Origin of the sequence: Stenotrophomonas sp. (genome assembly GCF_032099025.1) — a bacterium.
Taxonomy (GTDB): Bacteria; Pseudomonadota; Gammaproteobacteria; order Xanthomonadales; family Xanthomonadaceae; genus Stenotrophomonas.
The window spans coordinates 24217-39443 of sequence record NZ_DAMCID010000016.1 but is presented as its reverse complement, the minus strand read 5'-3'; the positions used below and the strand labels follow the sequence as shown (position 1 = coordinate 39443).

Genomic DNA, 15227 nt, shown 5'->3' with positions numbered 1-15227 from the left:
TTCAGCATGATGATCCCGGCCTATACACGGGATTGACGCGACCGTGATCGCATATGACCACTAAAACGATGGCGACGCGGAACGATTACCACCCGGAACGATCACCACGCGGTAGGTACCAACCGTGGGTCGGTACGCATCAAACGGCAGGTACCAACCGTGGGTCGATACGCACTACGAGGCAGGTACCAACCGTTGGTCGGCACGCGCCAGGCGCCGCGTTACTGCGCCTTGAAATCAAACGGCACTTCGATGCTGCCGGTCACGGCCACGCCGTTGCTCTGCGCCGGCAGGAAGCGCCAGCGGCGCACCGCATCGGTGGCGGCGCGATCCAGGTCGCGCGAACCACTGCGCTGCACGATGGTCACATTCATCGGCACGCCGGTGGCATCCACATCCACGCGGACCACCACGCTGCCGGCCTCGCCCCGGCGCAGCGCGGCGGGCGGGTAGGTGGGCGGCGGTGACTGGTCGGCAATCGGCTGCGGGCGGTCGCCGGCGGCCATCGCCGTCTGCGCCGGCGCCGTCGTCGGGGCTGCCGGTGCGGCCGGCGGCGGCGGGGGCGGGGCGGTTTCCACCAGCTGCGGGCGCTCCTCGTTCGCCGGGGGTGCCTTCGCATCGGGCATGTCGCTGGAACCCGCCGCCGCGGCGAGGGGTTCGGGCAGCGGCTCCACCTCGGCCACCTGTTGCGGCGTCTGGGCCGGACCGGCCTTGTAGAAGTCGTCGTTGCGGTTGCTCAACCACACCACCAGGAACAGCAGCACGCCGACGCCAAAGGCGATCCCGGCGATCATGAGGCTGCGGCGGGGCAGGTGGAAGGTGATGTTCTTGCCAGACGAAGAGCGGGAAGCGGACATGAGGCATACCGTGGTGAACAACCCGATTCTGCCATGCCCGGAATGAACCGGGCGGCAGAAAAACGGATTACAGGCGATAATCCCCCTCCAGACCCGCACATACCGCCCAAACGCCATGCTTGATCCAGCCCTGCTCCGCCAACAGCCCGCCGACCTCGCCGAACGCCTGCGCACCTCGCGTGGTTTCGAGCTGGACGTCTCCGGACTGGAGTCGCTGGAAGCCGACCGCAAGCGCATCCAGGTGCGTACCCAGGAGCTGCAAAGCCTGCGCAACAGCCGCTCCAAGGCCATCGGCCAGGCCAAGGCCAAGGGCGAGGACGTGTCGGCGATCATGGCCGAAGTGGCCGCCTTCGCCGATGAGCTCAAGGCCTCGGAAGTGGCCCTGGACGACCTGCGCGAGAAGATCGAAGCCATCGCCATGGGCATCCCGAACCTGCCGGCAGAGGATGTCCCGGCCGGCAAGGACGAGTCGGAGAATGTCGAGCAGAAGCGCTGGGGCACCCCGCGCAGCTTCGATTTCCCGGTGCTGGACCATGTCGAGCTGGGCGCGCGCCTGCATCGCCTGGACGGTGAGAGCGGCGCCAAGCTGTCCGGCTCGCGCTTCACCGTGCTGCGCGGCCCGATCGCCCGCCTGCACCGCGCCCTGGCCCAGTTCATGCTGGACCTGCATACCGGTGAACACGGCTACGAGGAAACCAACGTTCCGGTCCTGGTCAACGAAGAATCGCTGCGCGGCACCGGCCAGCTGCCCAAGTTCGAGGACGACCTGTTCAAGACGGCGGTGGGCGAGTCTACCCGCTACCTGATTCCGACCTCGGAAGTGTCGCTGACCAACATTGTCCGCGACGAGATCGTCGACGCCGAGCGCCTGCCGCTGAGCATGACCGCCCATTCGCTGTGCTTCCGCGCCGAAGCCGGCAGCGGCGGCCGCGACGTGCGCGGCATGATCCGCCAGCACCAGTTCGAGAAGGTCGAACTGGTCACCGTGTGCGCCCCGGCGGACAGCGAGGCCGAGCACCAGCGCATGACCCGTGCCGCCGAAGTGGTGCTGGAAAAGCTGGGCCTGCCGTACCGCAAGGTGCTGCTGTGCACCGGTGACATGGGCTTCTCCGCGATCAAGACTTACGACCTGGAAGTGTGGCTGCCCTCGCAGGACACCTACCGTGAAATCTCCTCGTGCTCCAACACCGGCGACTTCCAGGCCCGCCGCATGCAGGCCCGCTGGCGCAACCCCGTAACCGGCAAGCCCGAACTGGTGCACACCCTCAATGGCTCGGGCGTAGCGGTTGGCCGCGCCATGATCGCGGTGATGGAGAACTACCAGAACGCCGACGGCAGCATCACCATTCCCGACGCCCTCAAGCCCTACATGGGCGGCCTGGACACCATCGCCTGATGCAGAAAAACCCGCCGAAACGCGGGTTTTTTGCATCTCAACCCAGCGCATCCCACCGTAGAGCCACGCCCTGCGTGGCTGCTAGTCGCCAGGGCGCCGCAACCGCGCGTAGAGCCACGCCCTGCGTGGCTGCCCTCCGCTCGAAACCGCCCCGTAGAGCCACGCCCTGCGTGGCTGCCCTCCGCTCCAGCACCGCGCACAGCCAGGCATGGCCTGACTCTACAACCGGTCCCACACGCAAAAAAAAACGGCCCCGCAAACGCGGGGCCGCAGGGTGGGCCGGATGGGGGAGGGGGTCTCCGGCCCGGGCGGGGCGTCCGACGAGGACTCAACGCCCGCCCTGGAACACTCAGGCCTCGGCCAGCTCTTCAAACTCGGCAGCCGGCAGGCTCGCCAGCGCTGCAGCAATCGCCTCTTCGCGGTGCGTCGGCGAATAGGCAATGCCCTCGGCGCGCACGAATTCCACGTTGTTGATGCCCATGAAGGCGAACACCTGGCGCAGGAAGGGCTCCTGGAAATCGGCCGGCGAATCGGTATAGATGCCGCCGCGTGCGCTGGCGATGATCACCCGCTTGCCACCCGCCAACCCCACCGGGCCGTTCTCGGTGTACTTGAAGGTGCGCCCGGCCACCGCCACGCGGTCGATCCAGGCCTTCAGCGTCGAGGGAATGCTGAAGTTGTACATCGGCGCGCCGATAACCACCACGTCCGCCGCCAGGAACTGCTGCATCACCGCTTCGGCGTCAGTCGCCTCGGCCGCATCAGCCTGGGCAAGCGATCCACTACTCAAATGGGGAATGGGATTACGATCGAGATCGCGGTAGGTTACGTCGAGGTTCTCGACGGTCTCATTGAAACGTGCGACCACCGCCGCGGACAGCTGGCGGGACACCGAGTTGTCGCCCAGCACGCTGGCATCAATGTGAAGAAGCTTCATGGCAATCACCTGTTATCCGGGGAAGGGCGGTCAAGGCGCCGCCGACGGAGAAGAGGTTAGGTTGTTGCGTCGCTGGGATAAAGGTGGTTGAATATCACGTATTGTTCTATATCTGGAACTTCGGTATGCAAGACCTCAATGATCTGTACTACTTCGCCATGGTGGTCGACCACGGCGGTTTTGCCGCGGCCGAACGTGCCCTTGGCATCCCAAAATCCCGCCTGAGCCGCCGCATCAGCCAGCTGGAGACCGATCTGGGTGTCCGCCTGCTGCAGCGCTCCACGCGCCGCTTCGCGGTCACCGACGTGGGCAACAGCGTGCACCGCCATGCGCAGACCATGCTCGCCGAGGCCCAGGCCGCACGCGAAGTGGTGGACCGCCTCAGCGCCGAGCCGCGCGGCCTGGTCCGCGCCAGCGTGCCGGTGTCGCTCGCGCAGATGCAGCTGCCCAAGCTGCTGCCGAAGTTCCTGGCCCAGTACCCCAAGGTGCGGCTGCAGCTGAACATCAGCAACCGCCGCGTGGACATCATCAATGAAGGCTACGACGTCGCCCTGCGCGTGCGCTCGCGGCTGGACGACGACGGCAGCCTGGTCATGCGCAGCTTCGGGCAGGTGCAGGAACTGCTGGTCGCCAGCCCGAAGTACCTCGATCGCGCCGGCCGCCCCAAGGACCCGGACGAGCTGGCCAACCACGTCACGCTGAGCATCAGCGAAGACGAAGCGCGCCAGCGCTGGGAACTGCACGGCCCGGAAGGCGCGGTCCGCCGTGTGGACCTGCAGCCCCGCGTGGCCGGCTTCGACTTTCCGCTGCTGCAGAGCATGGTCAAGGACGGTTTCGGCATTACCATGCTGCCCGAAACCGTCTGCGCCGACGCCGTGCGCAGCGGTGAGCTGGAAGTGGTGCTGCCGGAATGGTCGCTGCCGCAGGGTGTCTGCCACGCCGTGTTCGCCTCGCGCCGCGGCCTGCTGCCGGCGGTCCGCGTCTTCATCGACTTCCTGGCCGAACACCTGCCGCCCCAGCTGGAGGCCTCGCGCCTGGACTGCGGTGGCGCGTGCGAGCGGGCCAAGGAGAAGATCAAGGCCAGTGCGCTGGGTGCGTTGGCGGTGGATGCGGGGTGAGGTGACGCGGGCGGCCTTGGGGAAACCGGGTCGCCCATGCGAGAATACGCGCCCGGCTGAGGCCGGCGCACGACATACGGAGAGATGGCCGAGCGGTTTAAGGCACCGGTCTTGAAAACCGGCGAAGGGTCAAACCTTCCGTGGGTTCGAATCCCACTCTCTCCGCCAGTTACGCAAAACGCCCCGAAAGGGGCGTTTTGCGTAACTGGCGGAGAGAGGTGGGTGCCGACCCTGCGCGGGTTCGACGGATTCGCCTGGAGCGAATCCGGACAGCCGAACGGCTGGCTCCGCAGCGCAGCGCAGCGGAGGGGTTAGGTGTATGGATGCACCCAACAACCCCGGGCCACCGATCACTCAACAGAAGGTAGCGCTGTTGGCTCTATACGAAGAGCCGTGGATTTATATATAGGATCTATCCGCCAGTGCATCCGACAGAGGTGCCTTGCCTAGGCGTCCAGCTCAGCTGCCCGGCCTCGATGCTGATGGTCTGTTAGCCGTCCGAAAACACGGTCCGCCCTTCGGTAGTTACCTGCTCTGCGAGGCTGACGGGAGTGCCACCGTTGACGGAAACGGTGGCGCTCTCTCCGAGTAGTTGAACTCCGAGATGCGTATCCACAGCGATATTTGGACGTCGGATGCGCCCCTCCGCTGCCCCCAATTGACGCGTCGGGCTCAGCGATCTGTTGCGGCTGGCAAGCGGTGGCGCACAAGAGCAAAGCAGCGCAGATTGAGAGCTGACGGAGCATGATGGTTCTCCCAGCAAAGGATGAACGAAGAAGGTTCCTGCAATCGAGCTTCCACCCTTCGGCAGGTCCGTTGGCAATCCCAGGCTGAAGTCCTTGGACCATCCGCTGGTGCCTCGCTGCCTCACGCTGTCATGTTGGCGCTGAAAGCTCTGCCCATCTTCGAGCGTGAAATGCATGTCCTGGTCAAACCAGAGCAGAAGGCCAGCAATAAGCGTTCTGCGGCTGAGCCCAACGCCGCAATCTCCCCGGTTTGCGCACGGATGAGCCCAGCGATGCCGGTCTCAATTTTTAATCCCTGTGTTAGCTTAGTCATGTAGAGCCGCGCTCTACGTGGCTGAACAGACCTCAACGCCGAGCATCATCCTTGGCCTGCCAACCTTCGCTTTGACACCCTCCAATATGTCAATCTCGTGTGGATGGCGAGGTGGATCTGAAAGGCAAACTCGTTAATCACTTGTTAGCAGTGTTTGGCCGGGGCAGAGCGTAAAGGTCAGAGATTGGGTTGGGAAGTCATAGAGCGATCGGCGTCTGTCCAATCTCGCGGTTTTGGTTCGCCCCCCGTAGAGGCGTGGCCTCAGGGCGGGGGCATGAGGGCTATATCCAGTCAGGCGATTGCCATGCTCCGTGAGACCCCCAGTCGGAACTCGATCTGTGATTGTGGTAGTGGACGAAAGTTCAAGCACTGCCACGGAATGGGCGGCCCAGGGCCAAACTTAAGCGGGGGCCATCACCATTCCGCTACTGTGCTCGTCCACCATGAGCTTGAGCGGGCCCGTATGGCCGATCAGGGATTCGGCCGCGCCATTGTCTCGCAGTCGCTCGAGGGTGGCCGTCGAGCCGTTTGCATGGGCAGCCGTTGGATGGTCGGTCGCTGGGTTACTTTTCCAGACTTTTTGATCGACTACGTAAAGGGCCTCTTTGAAGCTGACTGGGGTAATGCGGAGATTGCGAAGCCTGAAGGTGTCCGCCATCCACTCATAGTTCTGTACCAGCGCGTGTGCGCAATGCAGCAGCATGCGCGAGTCGATGTACAGGAAGGTGTCGTAGTGGAATCGCCTGTCACGGGAGCTGCCTCGCTGTTCTTCAGCTTGGCCTACAACCTCTACTGCATTGAGCATAACGCTCGAAAGCAGCCGAATTGGCGGCGATGGATCCATCGGTTCAAGACCGGCGAGGATTTTTATGCGACCTGTTACGAGGCCTACGCGGCAGCATCATTTATACGTGCGGGGTTCCTTGTCGACTTCCTTGATGAAGGAGAGCCCGGAAAGAAGCCCGAGTTCCTTGCCTTCCTTCCTGCAACTGGCAAGACGTTGGCAGTTGAGTGCAAAAGGAGGGCCCATGAGATTACAGATAAGAACAACGAAGTTGGTCAGCTCAATAGGGCATTCGATCAAAATCGAACTGGTCACACCCTTGTCGCGTTTATTGAACTTGCTCGGCCGTTTCTCTACGAAGGGGATGGCTCCATCCCTGAAGTGCTGCGCTCCGCCATTCGGCGCATTGAACGACATGCCGCTACTCCGTTGGGCCAGCAGCAGGAGGTCGCGTATATTATGCTGACAAACCAGTCTCAAGTTCATTTTCTTGAGAGTGGCGTGGGGCAGGTAGGGTATCTGCACGGCTACAAAATTCCGGAGCTAAGGTTCAGAGAGACTGGCCCCCTCGAAGAGTTGCTTGCATCGCGCGATGCCCACCCTGAAATTTTTCGCTTACTTAGCTCAATGCAGCGGCACAACCATGTCCCGAACACGTTTGATGCCTCAGAGCCACGAAACGATGCCGGACTTCGTACGCCGCTTGATTGCTTTGACTTCTACTGGGATGCGTACAGGCACACCCCCCGCCACCAACTGCTTGAGTGGATGGCGGGCTGGCCGGAGCGCGCTGAGCTCGACGGTTTAGACCAGTCTAGGCTGGCCCGCCGCTTTGCCAGTCACTTCGCTTGTCTTCACGCAGAGAGGATTCAAGCTGGCCGGCTAGCCAGCGCTGAGTGAAGCAGGCAAAGGGGCCGTGCCTGGCGCATGCCTGGTAGCTATGGTGTTTTCATGGGCCGAAGCCGGCGGCCTGTAATGCTCACTAATATCCGCTTGAGTCGAGGGCCTGACTCTTGCGATACGATACTCATGTTGCCGCAATACGTCTTGGCAATGACAGCCTACGAAGATGCGTTGTTGGCCAAGTCAAGTGAGTGCATGCCGCCAAGCGCTTGGGTGGGGGATAATTTCGGTGGGCGATGTGGCCCATGTATCAGCTGAGTACAAGGTAGCTCGATCGATGGTACTGGACAATCGTGAATGGGCATGGGTCATATGGTTTGCAATTGCGCTTATTGTGGTGCTTCGAAGTGCCAAACTAAGGCGGGCATCATTAACCGTCCTAAGAGCCTTGGCCCAGCGCAGCATTGTTTCTATTTTGGCGCTTTTGTTTGCCTACATCACGCTGATCATCTTGGGGCTTTGGCATCTCGGCTGGTGGGAGCTTGGCAACCTTAAAACGACGCTGATATGGGCTTTCGGTTCTGCGTGCGTCGCTGTGTTCAATGCCCAGAAAGTCGAAGATGACGCTAACTTCTTCCGGCGCGCACTGCGAGAGGTGGCAGGGATTGCCGTAGTTGTGGACTTCCTCACCGCTATCGATACTTTTCCGCTTTGGGCAGAATTTCTCATCGTCGGTGGTGCGTTCTTGTTGGCCGCGTTGAGCGCGGTAAGCGCCAAAGAGCCGTCTCAACGCCTCGTGCATCGCGGGGCCAATGCCTTGCTGATTGCACTTGGCGTTCTGATGCTCGGAAAGTCGATCTTTCACATTGCTGTCGACTTCAAGGAGGTCGCCAATGTGCAGACTATTCGAGAGTTCCTTCTGCCCATCTTCTTGGGCCTACTCCTGCTGCCCTTTTTGTTCCTTCTCAACGCTTACTTGGTCGCAGAAAGTGTGTTGATCGCTTACAAGCACCAAAGCAAAGCGCCCAAGCTTGCGAGATATGCAGGCGCGAAGCTAATTCGCCAATTAGGTCTCGATATGCCGGCGTGGCGCCAGTGGCAGCGTCATGCGGGGCGCTTTGCGCCTTTAAGCTTTGCCGAAATTGAAGCGTCGGTGCTGGAGGTCAAGCAGACTCGTCGCCGTCAGAAAAGACCTCACCGCGTCAAGCCTGTGATGGGCTGGCTGCCCGAGGACGCGATGGGCTTTCTCGCCCGCCAAGGGCTAAAAACACGGTCGTATTACCGGGCCGGTGATATAGAATGGCTGGCTGCGTCTGGCATGGTGGACTTGGACGCCGGGGTAATGCCCAACAATGTGGCCTACTACATCTCCGGGGAGGCGTTTATCGTCAAAGAGCTTCGCTTGAAGCTCAATATCAATCAACCGGAAGAGCAAGAGGGTGCCATTGAACACTTTGGTTTTCTTTGTCACGAGCTTCTCAGAAATGCGCTTCCTTTTGCTTGCGCGCAGGATCTGCCGTTTGAGCTTGAAGTAGGGCATTTCACCGTATTTGGACGCCATACGGTGAGGATGACACTCTTTGATTGGACCGGTGGGATGAAGGGGGGATTTGATCTGACCTTTGTGATTGCGATGCCCGAAGATGAGTTCGCAACCGATTAATCACCGTGCAAAGGTCAGGAATTCACCTGCTTATTTCATGGAAAATGGATGAGCCCCGCGATGCGGGGCTCAATCTTGTCAGAGCGTGTCAGCCAACCAAAGTGGAGCCACGCCCTGCGTGGCTGAACAAACCTCAATGCCGAGCATCATCCTTGGCCTTGCCAACGTCGCTCTGCACCTTCCCGACTTCCTTCTGCACCTTGCCTTCAAGCTCCTGCGACTTGTCGCCCGTCACCTTGCCGGCAACTTCCTTCACGGTGCCCTTGACCTGGTTCTTTACGCCTTCAGTACGGTTCTTGTCCATGTGCGGATGCCTCGAAGTTGAACCCGTTGTGGGTGGAACCATCCTGCGTGCACCCCGGTGGCGAGACGGTGAACTGCAGCATCACGCGACGCACATATCGTGAGTGGCTTCACGTCGGTCTCCAAGCGTGTGGAGGCTGAGCCTGCGCCGGATGCCCCGGAAGGCGAATATCTGGACGCGATGAGAACACTCATTGAGTCGTTTGAGGTTTCGTTGGGTGAGCCTCGTCGCTTCTGTCCGGACCCTCTGGCGTTGGGTACACGGCTACGATGTCAGTGCTATCGACTATTCTGAAGCTAGTGGCCGGAGGGGGAACTCGCTACATCGGCATGGAGTGTCGCGCCACACCGGCGGAGCAGGGCAACGCCGGCCCCACAATCCGAAGCTGGCCCTGAAATGGCCAATGTAGTAACGTGTCTACATTGGGCTTCCTAGCTGGAGAGGTGCCGTGGCCATTCATACGTTTAGTAGTCGCAAATTCCACCAGGAGCCAGGGGCGCTAAAAAAGGCTGCCGCTGACGGTCCAGTGTTCATTACCGACAGGGGCACAACGCAGTACGTACTGTTGACCAAAGCGGACTATGACCGGCTCTTTACAGCCCAGCCCAGACGAACGTTGAGCAGCGCGATGCGTATGCCCGAGGCGGCCGATATCGACTTTGAGCCGATCCGTGTGGGGATTGAGCTACGCGAAGTGGATCTGGACTGATGCTCTTGCTTGATACGAACGTGGTCTCTGAGCTGAGACGCATTGGGACTGGAAGGGCTGACGCCAACTTTCAAAAATGGGCGGATGACGTTGACCTTGCACACTGCTTCATTTCGGTGATTACCGTAATGGAAGTAGAGCGAGGCGTGATCTCAAAGGAGGCCAAGGATGGGGCTCAGGGCAGGGTGCTTCGTGCTTGGTTTGAGCAGAAGGTGCTTGGTGAGTTCTCCGGGCGAATACTGGCGGTAGAGCTGAGCGACGCCCGAATTTGCGCGTCGATGCATACGCCTCACATTCGACCGGAGAACGACACTGTTCTTGCAGCAACCGCCAAGCGAGCGGGTCTGACGGTCGTCACCAGGAACGTCAAAGATTTTTCCGCACTGGACGTGCCCTACATCAACCCTTGGGCTTAGTCAGGCTGGGCAGCCACCCCAGAGGGCGTCGGCTGCTCAGGCATTGCTGCCCAGTCCACTATGGAAATCAACGCCATCAGGTTCTTGACGGTCAGATCCTCAATCGCGCCAGGGCAACGCTCGAGCAGGCCGAACAGCTTGACCATATCGATCATCCGGAGGTCGTAGATGCGCAGCAGCTTCCGGGCTACCCGGAACAGGTCGTGTCTGACCGTGTCGTCTTGGCCGATCAGGCAATGAACGTGCGAAACGTATGCTCCCTTTGGGCCTGACGCCCAAACCGCGCTTTGCAGCTCGTGCAGTGTCATCTCGCCCAGCGGCTTTCCGGTCGCGGCGACGCGGGCTTTGAGGTATTCGTTGAGCGCCGCCCAGTCGGCAGTGTTCCAATCGAGAGCGTCTGACAAGACACCAAAGTCATTGGCGATATCAATCGCAAAGGGCGAGGGTGCTGCTAGGGTGTCGAACGACATGGCGGGATTCCTCAAGTAGTGGAGATCCATCGCCCTGCAAGAAAGCATTAGCGGGCGCTGGTGCGCCTCTGGCTCGGGACGCCAATCCCGGTCGCGGATCAGCCAGCGACGGGACGATCCTGATTGCTCGGTGCAACGGCTGTCAACAGTCTGTCTTCGGAATTGTGCACTGGCATTGATTAGCTGCGCTGGCTCGTCGCGAACGCCACCATTTCTCAGGAATTCAGTGGCGAAGTTGAGGCATCCAGCGATGAGAGGCGCATCACCATATCGAGTCGCTATGGCTCGTCGACTCCCGCGCCGACTCTGCTGGCTTGCACATTGACGGCACACACGCCCGATAGACAGCGAATGGGTGTTGTGATCCTATGCCGCGATCCACACTGGATACGATCAGACGGACGCCGCAACGACACAGGTTGACTGATATGAATATTTCCCCCATCCGTAACCCTGCTGACTACAAGTTGGCATTGAAGTCGATTTCCAAGCTTGTTGAGACGGATCCTGCTCCCGATAGTCCGGAAGGCGAATTCCTGGACGTGACGGCAACGCTCATTGAGGCGTATGAAGTCAAGCAGTTTGCGATAGAAGCGCCGGACCCTATCCAGGCGATCCAGTTCAGGATGGAACAGGCTGGACTCGAGCCGAAAGATCTCGCTGCATCGATAGGCAAGCCGATCTAGGTGTGCGAGGAGATCAGCGGCAGGCGCCGCCTCTCCATTGAGATGATCCGTAAGTTGCACAGGAATGCTGGCGTTCCTGGGGGACGCGTGATTGGCGCATGTGTGGCAGAGGCGTCGAGCAGCTGCTCGGCAGCTGGTCGTTCGTCCATCGCGTTACTGTCGATCTTCAAGCCGTGCTCGACTGCCGGCTGATCGAACGCCGCTTTCAAGCAAAGATTCGGCTCAGACCCATGTGCGTGCGGTCGCAACGCGTGGTCCAGCTCAGCAGGCCGGTGCTGATCTCTTCATCTAAAAGTGCGTGTATCGAACGGAGAGGGGGCTGCAGCTCGGCGCCCTCTCCGCTCTTTGTTGCGTTTAACCAGACGATCGTCGTCAAACGCTGGTGTCTTCGTTGCATACGCGTTCAAGCCCAGAACTACAGGCACTTATAAAATTGCTGAAACCCCATAGGTTGCAGCTACTGATCGTCTGCGATCGACAAGTACTCTTCCAGAACATTGGCGCGTTCGCTGAGGCGAAAGAGTTCCTTCTGCATGACTTGAAAGCTGCTCACCGTTTCGCTGCCATAGAGTGACGACTCAAAGGCATTGCTGGCGTTGTGGAGATCGAGCCAAGCGCGCTCGGCGCGGATCAGGTTGTCCTTGGCCGTGCCATTCTGTTTGCTGAGCAGCGCTTTGTAAGCGGCGTTCAGCCGCGCGTCTTGTCGCTTTTTCTCCGCAGATTGACATGCAGCAAGTGCGATGCTTTCTGATCCCGCACTATCAACGCAGCTATAGAAGAGATCCGTAATGCCTGCGGGAGCTTGACGCTTGATGACTTCAGTGGTGCTTTCGTACGCCTGCGCGCCCGACCCATACATGGCAAGTGCAAGGCCGATGGTGATGATTCCGGTGTAGTTTTTCATGCGGTGTCAGCCTCGATGTAGCTCAGTGTGGTCATTCTTGAACGCGAACCGCGGGACTGCATGCGGTGTAATAGGTGCGGCATTTCTTCCTGTTGGTTTTTCAGCTAGCGGATGCGGGCTGGGGGACTGGGGGGCTGCATGATCTCTTCGGGTGTCACTTTCGTCGCTGGCGAATAACAGTCAAGAGACAGAAACAGGAATCACAACCGAGATGTCATCGCAAACAGCATGTTCTAGCGCCCCGCCGCCTTCCGAACCTCAAGCGCGACCCGCGCCTTGACGCCGTCCACCTTGGGGCTGTCCGGTTGTGTGTAATCGAACGCCTGGATCAGAAACACCGTCTGGTCGCCGGCACTCACGCAGTAGGACACCAGCGAGCGTCCGTCGCCTGGCGGGGCAGACACATGAACCACCAGCGTCTTCTGGTCCTGGTTCACGCGGGTGGTATAGCCCACTGCGGCGGCACCCTTGGCCAGGGCGGCGCGGCATGCCGGCAGGCTCAGCACCTTGGCGGGGAAGCGGTCGACGTCGTAACCAAGGCTGAAATCCTGGGCCATGGCCGAAGGCGCAAACGCGGCCGCGGCGGCGGTGAGGGAAGCGATCAACACTGCTTTCATCGTTTACTCCGTGCAACGTTCAAAGAGGGCGCTGGCTCAAGCCCGGACGAAAATCTCAACCCGACGATTGAGCTGACGCCCGGCGGGGTTGTCCTTGTTTTCCAGTGTGTTGGGTGCAACGGGTTGGGTCTCACCGTAGCCCTTCGCGCTGGCATCCTGCGCCGCGCCGCGTTCGCGCAGTGCCGTCACCACGGATGCGGCCCGGCGTTCGGAAAGGGACTGGTTGTACGCATCCTCGCCCTTGGCATCGGTATGGCCACGCACTTCCATGCCCTTGGCCTGCACCTGCTTCAACGCACCGGCAAGGGTGTCGAGCAGCTGCGCGGCATCGGGGCGGATGTCTGCCTTGTCGAAATCGAACAGCACGCGGTCATTGAGGGTAATCAGATACCCGCAGGGTGCGCCGGGCGGGGCGAACTTCTTCAGCGGCGGGAAACGGCCTGCCGGTTGCAGGCGCGGCATGGGCGGCATCTTCACCGCACGTGCCGGCGGCCCGATGGTGCCGGTGCCGTCGCCGTTGTTGGTGATCAGGCCGGCCTCGGCATTCCAGGTGCCGGAGCCATCGGCGTTGATGCGCAGCAGGCCCATGGGGCCATTCCAGGTGCCGCTGCCGTCGCCATTGTTGGTGATCAGGCCGCTGTCGCCATTCCAGGTGCCGGCACCCTTGCCATCCAGGCGGATGAGGCCGGCCGGTCCGTTGTAGGTGCCCGAGCCGTCGGCGCCCACCTGGATGATGGCCGCTTCGCCGTCACCGCTGCCGCCGGCGCTGCCGTTGATGGTACCGCTGCCATCGGCGTTGACGCGCACCAGGCCGCCCTCGAAGTTGGCCGTGCCGCTTCCATCGGCATTGATGGCGAAGATGCCCTCATCGCCATTGCGCAGCAGCTGCCCGCGCTCGTCGATGCGGGTGATGCCGCCAACATTGACCAGGCTGCCTGCCGCGTCGCAGCGGGCCGGCGAGACGGTCACGCCGGCGACCGGGTCCAGAATGGACTGCATCGAGGACTCAAGCGCCCGCTGCGCAGGCGTGACACCGAGAATGTCCGGCACGACGATGTTCGGGATGACCGGGAACTCGGGCACTTCACTCGCAGCTTCTTCGCTCTCTTCCGCCGATGCGGTGGTTGCCGGCTTGCTCGCAAGGTCTGCATCAGCCGCAGCCGGCGTCTGTTTGTCATCAGGGGCCTTGGAGCAGCCCGGCAAGAGGATCGCGAAGAACACGGCAACAGCAAGAGGCACATGCTTCAAGGAGCTCATGGATCCGACAGTCCCGCAATGGTGGCTGGCCGCAAATCTTATCCAGCGCACATTTCGGCGGCGTGAAGCCGAACATTGCGGCGAGAGATCGCTTCAGGTAACGCGCAGCTTCCCCTCCAGCACCCGCTGCAGCGCCCGAAGCCGCGCTGCGTTGCTGGTTGCCGATACCAGCACGGCGAGCGCGCAGGCCAACAGCGTGCCTCCGGTGGCGGCCGCGGCCAGTGCCAAGGTGCTGCCGCTGATGAGCACAACAACGGCGCTGCACGCGAAGAACGTGCCGGTGAAACCCACCGCCATGCAGCCGGCCACCACCTGTTGATTGGCCAGCAGCGTCGTGCGGTTGCCCAATACCCAGGCGGCGTACCCGACCCACGATGCCCCGATGAGCAGCATCACCCCGAACGCGGCCTGCGCGCGGCCGGGCAGGGCAGGCTCGGTCGCCAGCAGCGCGCCGATCAGCGCGCACATGATCAACGCCAGCAGCAGCACCGCCACATGCGTGTAGCGCGCCGCAGGCGAAAGCGTGCGTGCGGTTAGCGCCCGAAGATGGGCTTCCAGCGCAGCATGGTCAACGTGGGTGTTCATGGCAGTTTGTCCTTCTCGGTAAGGTGGTTGCGGAACAGCTGACGGGCGCGGTGCAGGCGCGATTTCACCGTGCCCAACGGGACGTCCAGCACGACGGCGATCTCGGTCAGCTGCAGTTCTTCCAGGTAGAACAGGGTCAATACCTCGCGCTCGATCACGGGGAGGGCATCCAAGCCGTCGTGCACCAGCTGCTCCCGGTCGATCTGAAGCGCGCCGCCATCCAGCGCGGGCAGGGTGTCCAGCGCCGCGTGCGGATCGATGGGCAGCCGGTACTGGATGCGCAGGCGGTCGGCGACGGTGCGGTGGGCGATGCCGAACAGCCACGGGCGGAATCGCTCGGGTTCCCGCAGCCGCCCCAAGCCACGCAGGACCCTCAGCCAGACGTCCTGGACCAGGTCATCGGCCACGTCGCGGTCCTGCGCCAGCTTGAAGGCGTAGCGGTGCAGCGGCAGGGTCCAGCGGCTGATCAGCGCGTCAAACGCGGCCCGCTCGCCGAGCTGGCAGCGCACGACCAACAACGTGTCGGCCGGGTTTTCCTTGCTGAGCCTGTCATCCACCGCGGGTCCCCTGTCATCCGTTGATGCAGTAGTCGGGCGTTTCGCTGGAAAGGTTCACGGGGCAG

General features: G+C 61.5%; 16 protein-coding genes and 1 tRNA gene. 8 read left to right on the top strand and 9 right to left on the bottom strand.

What is annotated here, in order from left to right:
- Positions 1–221 precede the first annotated feature (221 nt).
- Positions 222–857, bottom strand: coding sequence for an energy transducer TonB (locus RT456_RS12610; protein ID WP_313347174.1), 636 nt, complete (start codon positions 855–857; stop codon positions 222–224).
- A gap of 115 nt (positions 858–972) precedes the next feature.
- On the opposite strand from RT456_RS12610, the gene serS reads away from it, so the two are divergent.
- A complete protein-coding gene (gene serS / locus RT456_RS12605; protein WP_313347172.1) occupies positions 973–2253 on the top strand; it encodes a serine--tRNA ligase in 1281 nt (426 codons plus the stop codon).
- A 349-nt stretch (positions 2254–2602) separates the two neighbouring features.
- On the opposite strand, the gene RT456_RS12600 is transcribed toward serS, so the two are convergent.
- Complete coding sequence (locus RT456_RS12600; protein WP_313347276.1) at positions 2603–3190, bottom strand: NAD(P)H-dependent oxidoreductase; 588 nt, start codon at positions 3188–3190, stop codon at positions 2603–2605.
- A gap of 125 nt (positions 3191–3315) precedes the next feature.
- Here RT456_RS12600 and RT456_RS12595 point away from each other — a divergent pair, with 125 nt between their 5' ends.
- The 4 genes from RT456_RS12595 (at position 3316) to RT456_RS12580 (ending at position 8657) form a co-directional block, all read left to right on the top strand.
- The gene (locus RT456_RS12595; protein ID WP_313347170.1) at positions 3316–4308 is read left to right on the top strand and encodes a LysR substrate-binding domain-containing protein; all 993 of its coding nucleotides are present in this window, start codon (positions 3316–3318) and stop codon (positions 4306–4308) included.
- A 78-nt stretch (positions 4309–4386) separates the two neighbouring features.
- Positions 4387–4476 (top strand) — tRNA-Ser (locus tag RT456_RS12590).
- Between the two features lie 1423 nt (positions 4477–5899).
- Positions 5900–7051 carry a hypothetical protein gene (locus RT456_RS12585; RefSeq protein WP_313347168.1) on the top strand — a complete coding sequence of 384 codons (1152 nt, stop codon included), beginning with the start codon at positions 5900–5902 and terminating at the stop codon, positions 7049–7051.
- A 280-nt stretch (positions 7052–7331) separates the two neighbouring features.
- Positions 7332–8657, top strand: coding sequence for a hypothetical protein (locus RT456_RS12580; RefSeq protein WP_313347166.1), 1326 nt, complete (start codon positions 7332–7334; stop codon positions 8655–8657).
- Positions 8658–8790: 133 nt separating this feature from the next.
- Here RT456_RS12580 and RT456_RS12575 read toward each other — a convergent pair whose 3' ends face one another.
- Positions 8791–8961: a CsbD family protein gene (locus RT456_RS12575; RefSeq protein ID WP_313347164.1), complete on the bottom strand. Its 171-nt coding sequence runs from the start codon at positions 8959–8961 to the stop codon at positions 8791–8793.
- A 448-nt stretch (positions 8962–9409) separates the two neighbouring features.
- Between RT456_RS12575 and RT456_RS12570 the strand changes: the two genes are divergently transcribed.
- Positions 9410–9670, top strand: coding sequence for a type II toxin-antitoxin system prevent-host-death family antitoxin (locus RT456_RS12570; RefSeq protein WP_313347161.1), 261 nt, complete (start codon positions 9410–9412; stop codon positions 9668–9670).
- Complete coding sequence (locus RT456_RS12565; RefSeq protein WP_313347158.1) at positions 9670–10086, top strand: type II toxin-antitoxin system VapC family toxin; 417 nt, start codon at positions 9670–9672, stop codon at positions 10084–10086. The genes RT456_RS12570 and RT456_RS12565 overlap by 1 nt, the downstream gene beginning before the upstream one ends.
- Here RT456_RS12565 and RT456_RS12560 read toward each other — a convergent pair.
- Complete coding sequence (locus RT456_RS12560; RefSeq protein ID WP_313347156.1) at positions 10083–10556, bottom strand: hypothetical protein; 474 nt, start codon at positions 10554–10556, stop codon at positions 10083–10085. The genes RT456_RS12565 and RT456_RS12560 overlap by 4 nt on opposite strands.
- A gap of 428 nt (positions 10557–10984) precedes the next feature.
- Here RT456_RS12560 and RT456_RS12555 point away from each other — a divergent pair, with 428 nt between their 5' ends.
- Complete coding sequence (locus RT456_RS12555; RefSeq protein ID WP_313347153.1) at positions 10985–11242, top strand: transcriptional regulator; 258 nt, start codon at positions 10985–10987, stop codon at positions 11240–11242.
- Positions 11243–11699: 457 nt separating this feature from the next.
- On the opposite strand, the gene RT456_RS12550 is transcribed toward RT456_RS12555, so the two are convergent.
- The 5 genes from RT456_RS12550 to RT456_RS12530 all read right to left on the bottom strand — a co-directional run bounded on the left by RT456_RS12550 (position 11700) and on the right by RT456_RS12530 (position 15162).
- Positions 11700–12146 (bottom strand): lysozyme inhibitor LprI family protein, encoded by a 447-nt coding sequence (locus RT456_RS12550; RefSeq protein WP_313347150.1) that lies wholly within the window; start codon positions 12144–12146, stop codon positions 11700–11702.
- A gap of 233 nt (positions 12147–12379) precedes the next feature.
- A complete protein-coding gene (locus tag RT456_RS12545; protein WP_313347148.1) occupies positions 12380–12763 on the bottom strand; it encodes a DUF6180 family protein in 384 nt (127 codons plus the stop codon).
- A 36-nt stretch (positions 12764–12799) separates the two neighbouring features.
- Positions 12800–14020: an OmpA family protein gene (locus tag RT456_RS12540; protein ID WP_313347145.1), complete on the bottom strand. Its 1221-nt coding sequence runs from the start codon at positions 14018–14020 to the stop codon at positions 12800–12802.
- Between the two features lie 93 nt (positions 14021–14113).
- On the bottom strand, positions 14114–14605 hold the full coding sequence (locus tag RT456_RS12535) for a hypothetical protein (protein ID WP_313347142.1): 492 nt from the start codon (positions 14603–14605) through the stop codon (positions 14114–14116).
- Complete coding sequence (locus RT456_RS12530) at positions 14602–15162, bottom strand: RNA polymerase sigma factor (RefSeq protein WP_313347139.1); 561 nt, start codon at positions 15160–15162, stop codon at positions 14602–14604. Before RT456_RS12530 ends, RT456_RS12535 begins: the two co-directional genes overlap by 4 nt.
- Positions 15163–15227: the final 65 nt, after the last annotated feature.

Coding starts and splice junctions, on each gene's coding strand:
- RT456_RS12545 (WP_313347148.1), bottom strand. CDS start 12,763: ATGAAAGCAGTGTTGATCGCTTCCCTCACCGCCGCCGCGGCCGCGTTT.
- RT456_RS12565 (WP_313347158.1), top strand. CDS start 9,670: ATGCTCTTGCTTGATACGAACGTGGTCTCTGAGCTGAGACGCATTGGG.
- RT456_RS12610 (WP_313347174.1), bottom strand. CDS start 857: ATGTCCGCTTCCCGCTCTTCGTCTGGCAAGAACATCACCTTCCACCTG.
- RT456_RS12575 (WP_313347164.1), bottom strand. CDS start 8,961: ATGGACAAGAACCGTACTGAAGGCGTAAAGAACCAGGTCAAGGGCACC.
- RT456_RS12555 (WP_313347153.1), top strand. CDS start 10,985: ATGAATATTTCCCCCATCCGTAACCCTGCTGACTACAAGTTGGCATTG.
- RT456_RS12540 (WP_313347145.1), bottom strand. CDS start 14,020: ATGAGCTCCTTGAAGCATGTGCCTCTTGCTGTTGCCGTGTTCTTCGCG.
- serS (WP_313347172.1), top strand. CDS start 973: ATGCTTGATCCAGCCCTGCTCCGCCAACAGCCCGCCGACCTCGCCGAA.
- RT456_RS12580 (WP_313347166.1), top strand. CDS start 7,332: ATGGTACTGGACAATCGTGAATGGGCATGGGTCATATGGTTTGCAATT.
- RT456_RS12560 (WP_313347156.1), bottom strand. CDS start 10,556: ATGTCGTTCGACACCCTAGCAGCACCCTCGCCCTTTGCGATTGATATC.
- RT456_RS12600 (WP_313347276.1), bottom strand. CDS start 3,190: ATGAAGCTTCTTCACATTGATGCCAGCGTGCTGGGCGACAACTCGGTG.
- RT456_RS12595 (WP_313347170.1), top strand. CDS start 3,316: ATGCAAGACCTCAATGATCTGTACTACTTCGCCATGGTGGTCGACCAC.
- RT456_RS12535 (WP_313347142.1), bottom strand. CDS start 14,605: ATGAACACCCACGTTGACCATGCTGCGCTGGAAGCCCATCTTCGGGCG.
- RT456_RS12585 (WP_313347168.1), top strand. CDS start 5,900: ATGGGCAGCCGTTGGATGGTCGGTCGCTGGGTTACTTTTCCAGACTTT.
- RT456_RS12550 (WP_313347150.1), bottom strand. CDS start 12,146: ATGAAAAACTACACCGGAATCATCACCATCGGCCTTGCACTTGCCATG.